Origin of the sequence: Azospirillum sp. B506, from assembly GCF_000333595.1 — a bacterium.
In the GTDB taxonomy this organism is placed as follows: domain Bacteria; phylum Pseudomonadota; class Alphaproteobacteria; order Azospirillales; family Azospirillaceae; genus Azospirillum.
Window position 1 is genome coordinate 1 of sequence record NZ_BADK01000780.1, and the last position, 5,595, is coordinate 5,595.

4 protein-coding genes and 1 pseudogene are annotated in these 5,595 nt (G+C 66.5%); 4 read left to right on the forward strand and 1 reads right to left on the reverse strand.

Annotation, left to right across the window (positions count from 1 at the left end):
- From I71_RS24460 to frc, 4 genes and pseudogenes are all read left to right on the forward strand, one after another.
- The coding region (locus tag I71_RS24460; protein WP_042699743.1) for a 2-oxoglutarate dehydrogenase E1 component at positions 1 to 1,690 on the forward strand (1,690 nt) is incomplete at its 5' end.
- A 42-nt stretch (positions 1,691 to 1,732) separates the two neighbouring features.
- A pseudogene (gene odhB, locus I71_RS24465) lies at positions 1,733 to 2,987 on the forward strand (2-oxoglutarate dehydrogenase complex dihydrolipoyllysine-residue succinyltransferase).
- Positions 2,988 to 3,346: 359 nt separating this feature from the next.
- Positions 3,347 to 3,820 (forward strand): PAS domain-containing protein, encoded by a 474-nt coding sequence (locus I71_RS24470; RefSeq protein ID WP_042699746.1) that lies wholly within the window; start codon positions 3,347 to 3,349, stop codon positions 3,818 to 3,820.
- A gap of 71 nt (positions 3,821 to 3,891) precedes the next feature.
- Positions 3,892 to 5,142: a formyl-CoA transferase gene (gene frc, locus I71_RS24475; protein WP_042699748.1), complete on the forward strand. Its 1,251-nt coding sequence runs from the start codon at positions 3,892 to 3,894 to the stop codon at positions 5,140 to 5,142.
- Between the two features lie 173 nt (positions 5,143 to 5,315).
- On the opposite strand, the gene I71_RS40680 is transcribed toward frc, so the two are convergent.
- Positions 5,316 to 5,444: a hypothetical protein gene (locus tag I71_RS40680; protein ID WP_280109913.1), complete on the reverse strand. Its 129-nt coding sequence runs from the start codon at positions 5,442 to 5,444 to the stop codon at positions 5,316 to 5,318.
- Positions 5,445 to 5,595: the final 151 nt, after the last annotated feature.

A 5,595-nucleotide genomic window follows, 5' to 3' on the forward strand; every position in this document is an offset into this window, starting at 1 on the left:
CGGCGGCACCATGCACTTCTTCATCAACAACCAGATCGGCTTCACCACCAACCCGACCTATTCGCGGTCGGGCGTGTACTGCTCCGACATGGCCAAGATGGTGCAGGCGCCGATTTTCCACGTGAACGGCGACGATCCCGAAGCCGTCGTCCATGTCAGCCGCATCGCCATCGAGTTCCGCCAGAAATTCAAGCGGGACGTCGTCATCGACATGGTCTGCTACCGCCGCCACGGCCACAACGAGGGCGACGAGCCGGGCTTCACCCAGCCGCTGATGTACAAGAAGATCCGGGCCCACGCGACCACGCGCGAGCTGTATGCCAAGCAGCTGGTGAGTGAGAACGTCATCACCCAGGCCGAGGGCGACCAGATCACCCAGGACTTCATGAAGAAGCTGGAGGGTGAGTTCGAGGCGTCCAGCACCTACAAGCCGAACAAGGCCGACTGGCTGGAAGGCAAGTGGGCCGGGCTGGAGGCGCAGGGCGCCAACACCGCCCACCGCGGCGAGACCGGCGTGGAGATCGACACGCTGAAGCGGATCGGCTTCAAGCTCTGCGAGTACCCGAAGGACTTCGCGATCAACTCCAAGATCGCGCGCCAGCTGGAAGCCAAGAAGAAGACGCTGGAGACCGGCGAAGGCATCGACTGGGCAACCGCCGAGGCGCTGGCCTATGGCACGCTGGTCGCCGAGGGCACCGGCGTGCGCCTGTCGGGCCAGGATTCCGGCCGCGGCACCTTCTCGCACCGCCATGCGGTGATGTACGACCAGAACACCGAAGAGAAGTACGTCCCGCTCTGCCACGTCAGCCCGGACCAGGCGACCTTCGAGGTCCATGACAGCCCGCTGTCGGAAGCCGCCGTCGTCGGTTACGAATACGGCTATTCGCTGGCCGAGCCGCACAATCTGGTGCTGTGGGAAGCGCAGTTCGGCGATTTTGCCAACACCGCGCAGACCATCATCGACCAGTTCATCTCGTCGGGCGAGTCCAAGTGGCTGCGCATGTCCGGCCTGGTGATGCTGCTGCCGCACGGCTACGAGGGCCAGGGTCCGGAACACTCGTCCGCCCGTCCGGAACGCTTCCTGCAGATGTGCGCCGAGGACAACTGGCAGATCTGCAACGTGACGACGCCGGCCAACCTGTTCCACGTCTTCCGCCGCCAGATCCGCCGCAACTTCCGCAAGCCGCTGGTCCTGTTCACGCCGAAGTCGCTGCTGCGCCACAAGCTGTGCATCTCCGACCTGTCGGAGATGGGGCCGGGCAGCACCTTCCACCGCGTGCTGGGCGAGACCGCCAACGATCTGGCCGCCAACGACAAGATCAGCCGCATCGTCGTCTGCTCCGGCAAGGTCTATTACGACCTGCTGCAGGAGCGGATGAGCCGCGGCATCAAGGACGTGGTGATCCTGCGCCTGGAACAGCTCTATCCGTTCCCGAAGGATGCCCTGGCGGCCGAGTTCGCCAAGTATCCGAACGCCGAGCTGGTCTGGTGCCAGGAAGAGCCGGAGAACCAGGGCGCCTGGTTCTTCGCCGACCGCCGTCTGGAAGCCGTGCTGAAGGATCTGGGCCACAAGGCCGGCCGGCCGTCCTATGTCGGCCGCCCGGCCACCGCCTCGCCGGCCACCGGCCTGCTGAAGCGCCACAACCAGGAGCAGGCCAAGCTTCTGGACGAAGCCCTGACGGTCCGCTGACCATCGCACCCAAGCGAACAAGAAGACGAACGAGGATAAGAAATGGCTACCGACATCAAGGTCCCCACGCTGGGTGAGTCCGTCTCCGAAGCGACGGTCGCCCGCTGGCTGAAGAAGGCCGGCGAGGCCGTCGCCATGGACGAGGCGCTGGTCGAGCTGGAGACCGACAAGGTCACGCTTGAGGTGAATGCCTCGGCCGCCGGCGTGCTGGCCGAGATCGTCGCTCCGGAAGGGGCGAACGTCGAGGTCGGCGCCCTGCTGGGCGTCATCACCGAGGGCGCCTGCGCCGGGTGCGCCCCGGGTGGCCGCCGCCGCTCCGGCCGCTGCCCCGGCACCCGTCGCCGCTCCGGGCCCGGCCGCCGCCCCGGCTGCTGCTCCGGGCAACATCGCCGCGTCCGGCCCGGCCGCCCGCAAGCTGGCCGACGAGAAGGGTGTCGACACCTCCGCCATCGCCGGTTCGGGCAAGGACGGCCGCATCACCAAGGGCGACGTGCTCGCCGCCCCGGCTGCTCCGGCCCCGGCTGCCAAGCCGGCCGCTCCGGCCCCGGCCCCGAAGGTCCAGTGGGCCGCCGGCACCCAGGGCGACCGTCCGCGCGCCGCGCAGGAAGAGCGTGTCCGCATGACCCGCCTGCGCCAGCGCATCGCCGAGCGCCTGAAGGAGGCCCAGAACAGCGCCGCCATGCTGACCACCTTCAACGAGGTGGACATGTCGGCGGCGATCGCCCTGCGCGCCGAGTACAAGGACTATTTCGAGAAGCGCCACAAGGTGCGGCTCGGCTTCATGTCCTTCTTCGTCAAGGCCGCCGTGCAGGCCCTGAAGGAGATCCCGGCCGTCAACGCCGAGATCGACGGCACCGACATCGTCTACAAGAACTACTATGACATCGGCGTCGCCGTCGGCACGCCGCAGGGTCTGGTGGTTCCGGTCGTCCGTGACGCCGACAAGCTGGACTTCGCCGGCGTCGAGGGCACCATCGCCGCTCTCGGCAAGAAGGGCCGCGACGGCAAGCTGTCGATGGACGAGCTGACTGGCGGCACCTTCACCATCTCCAACGGTGGTGTCTACGGCTCGCTGATGTCGACCCCGATCATCAACCCGCCGCAGTCGGCGATCCTCGGCATGCACAAGACGATGGACCGCGCGGTCGTCGTCGGCGGCAAGATCGAGGTCCGCCCGATGATGTATCTGGCGCTGTCCTACGACCACCGCATCATCGATGGCAAGGAAGCGGTCACCTTCCTCGTCCGCATCAAGGAGTTGATCGAGGATCCGCGCCGCCTGCTGCTGGACGTCTGAGCATAAGGAGGCAAGGGAGGGCTCCACCCCTCCCTTGACCCACCCGCCAAGGGCAAATGCCCTTGGAACCCTGAAGGGGCGCCGCAAGGCGCCCTTTTTCTTTTGGCACTCTCTCTCCCGAAGAATCCCCCTCTCCCCGGGGGGAGAGGGGACCCCTCGGGAATTTCGAGGCGCGTGTTCCCTCCCCCAAAAGGTTCGCGCAAACAACAGTCCGCAGCGCGCTCAAATCCTCTTGCCAGGGACATGGTATCTGGTATACCGTATCGATAATGTCAGTGCGACGGCGGCTTGCGGGCCACCGCCGGCACCGGCTCCCCCGGCGCCCAATCCAAGAGGGGGCGGGCGCCAAGGAGATCGACATGGACGAGAAAGCAGCAGCGGGTTCGCCCGCGGTTGTGGATTGCGGGCAGCTGGTGGCGGTGATCGGCGATGCCGTCATCGTGTCCGATCCGACCGGCGCCATCATCCTGTGGAATGCGGCGGCGGAGCGGATGTTCGGCTTCACCGCCGACGAGGCGATGGGCAAGTCGCTCGACATCATCATTCCGGAACGCCAGCGCCAGCGTCATTGGGATGGGTACGAAAACACCATGGCCACCGGCGAGACCCGCTACGGCCATGACCTGCTTCGGGTTCCGGCGGTCCACAAGGACGGGCACAGCCTGTCGATCGCCTTCACCGTCGCGCTTTTGCGCGGGACCGACGGTGCGGTGACCGGGATCGCCGCCGTGGTGCGGGACGAAACCGCCCGCTGGACCGAAGAACGGACATTGCGCCGCCGCCTCACCGAACTGGAAGCCGCCGCCCAAGCCGGCGTGGCGACGGCCGGCTGAGTGCCGCGCGGGCTTTTGAGCAAATCCAAGAGACGAACTGAAACAACGCGAAATAAGGGAGTGTTGCAGTCATGACCAAGCCGCTCGAAGGCATCAAGATCATCGACTTCACCCATGTGCAGGCAGGCCCCGCCTGCACCCAGCTTCTGGCCTGGTACGGCGCGGACGTGATCAAGGTCGAACGTCCGGGCGCCGGGGACGTCACCCGCAGCCAGCTGCGCGACATCCCGGGCGCCGACGCGCTCTATTTCACGATGCTCAACAGCAACAAGCGCTCCCTGACGCTGGACACCAAGACGGCCGAGGGCAAGGAAGTCCTGACCCGTCTGATCAAGGAATCCGACGTGCTGGTCGAGAATTTCGGCCCCGGCGCGCTCGACCGCATGGGCTTCAGCTGGGACAAGATCCGCGAGCTGAACCCCGGCATGATCGTCGCCTCGGTCAAGGGTTTCAGCGACGGCCACCATTACCAGGACCTGAAGGTCTATGAGAACGTCGCCCAGTGCGCCGGCGGCGCCGCCTCGACCACCGGCTTCTGGGATGGCCCGCCGACCGTGTCCGCCGCCGCTCTCGGCGACAGCAACACCGGCATGCACCTCGCCATCGGCATCCTGACCGCCCTGATGGCCCGCACCAAGACCGGCAAGGGCCAGAAGGTCGCCGTGTCGATGCAGGACAGCGTGCTGAACCTCTGCCGCGTCAAGCTGCGCGACCAGCAGCGCCTGGACCGCGTCGGCTATCTGGAGGAGTACCCGCAGTACCCGCACGGCAAGTTCACCGATGTGGTTCCGCGCGGCGGCAATGCCGGCGGCGGCGGCCAGCCGGGCTGGGTGCTGAAGTGCAAGGGCTGGGAGACCGATCCCAACGCCTACATCTACTTCACCATCCAGGGCCATGCCTGGGCGCCGATCTGCAAGGCCCTGGGCCGCGAGGAGTGGATCGACGACCCGGCCTACAACACCGCCGAGGCGCGCCAGGACAAGATCTTCGACATCTTCGCGATCATCGAGGATTGGCTGAAGGACAAGACCAAGTTCGAGGCGGTCGACATCCTGCGCAAGTACGACATCCCGTGCTCGCCGGTGCTGTCGATGAAGGAGATCGCCAACGACCCGTCGCTGCGCGCCAGCGGCACGGTGGTGGAGGTCGACCACAAGGTGCGCGGCAAGTACCTGACGGTCGGCAGCCCGATCAAATTCTCCGACATGACGGTCGAGGTCACCGGCTCTCCGCTGCTCGGCGAGCACACCGACGAGGTTCTGGCCCAGCTCGGCTACAACAAGGACCAGATCGCTGCCATGCACGACGCCAAGGTGGTCTGATTCCCAGACCGGCGGCCCCCTCCCTTCCCCGCCATCGGCGGGGGAGGGAGGATGCGCCGGCCCGGCGGTTCATCCCGGCGATTCATGGCGATCCCCGCAAAGACAAAACGGCGCTCCATCCGGGCGCCGTTTCCTTGTCCACAGCCGTTTTCCGCAACCGCCATAACCGGCCGTCACGCCTTCCCTCTGCGCTCCAGATCGTCCAGGATCTCGCCCGCCCGGTCGGTCAGGGTGCGGGCCAGCCGGTCGTAACGGCCGTTGCCGGTCACTTGGGCGCGCCGGGCGGCTTCCAGGCCCAGCATGGAAAGCTCCTGTGCCATCTTGCGATAGTCCGGGACACTGGTCCACGCCACATCCCCTCTGGCACCGCCCGATGCCACGCCACGTCTCTCCGGATGATCCGTTCAAGCCACAACACCCCGTCCACCGCTGCCAGTGAAGGGTGCAATCCTG